Annotated in this window: 1 protein-coding gene; it reads right to left on the bottom strand. The window is 37.9% G+C overall.

Annotated features, from left to right (window positions below; translation table 11 throughout):
- Window positions 1-95: 95 nt before the first annotated feature.
- The coding region (locus tag G5T77_RS15485; RefSeq protein ID WP_216072704.1) for a hypothetical protein at window positions 96-786 on the bottom strand (691 nt) is incomplete at its 5' end.

Raw genomic sequence — 786 nt, 5'->3', positions numbered from 1 at the left:
AAAGCGTGTACACAGTGCACTGGGTTATGTATCGCCTTTTGAGTTTGAAGCAATGTACTATGATAAGATTAACCCGTTAGGTCAGGTGGCCTAACTTAAATAAAAAAGTCTCCGACAAACCCGGTACGGTTCATTCTGTTTTCATTGTGAGCTTGCCATAGTGAAAGCGCGTCTTTGGGTTGTAGATGGCCGTAATTTTCTTTCATGGTTTGTTCACTATCTAATAGCAACATTCCAGCATGGGCATAAGCACCAGGAAATTGTTTTAAGAATGAGGTCGCAACAATATCCCTAAAAAAGTGGATGCGAATTCCTCCCACTTTAATAGTCTGATCACCATAGGTCTTAAAGAAGTCCTCAATACTTCTTGATAAACTCCTTACAGTCATAAAAGGCTCACGCCTAGACACTAAGAAATAGTCCAAGTCTTCTTCTTGTCCACGCAAAGGGGCGCGTTTAGTACTCATTAAGAAAGCAGATCTATTCTTCTCTAAATAATCACCTATTAACAAAGAAGTGTTTTTTGAAAATATATGAACAAAATGATCAGGAATAATTTTCTGATCAAAGTTTTTAAAACATGATTTTGGTATAGAAATCTCATACAAGCCTTTTTTATTCTTATATATGCATTCACCATCTGACCTGTAACCAATTTTCATGTCCGACCAATTTCTTGCTCTTAATGGAAGCTCTAACAAGCAAGAAATAATACAAATCCCCCTACTAAGCACAGCTCTTGTTGAATCGGCTGTATCCCCTCGATATGAACCGTACCGGGTTTGT

The sequence above is a fragment of the Acinetobacter sp. GFQ9D191M genome (assembly GCF_011174875.1).
In the GTDB taxonomy this organism is placed as follows: domain Bacteria; phylum Pseudomonadota; class Gammaproteobacteria; order Pseudomonadales; family Moraxellaceae; genus Acinetobacter.
The sequence above is the reverse complement of the archived record's forward strand: the minus strand, read 5'-3'. Positions and strand labels throughout refer to the sequence as shown.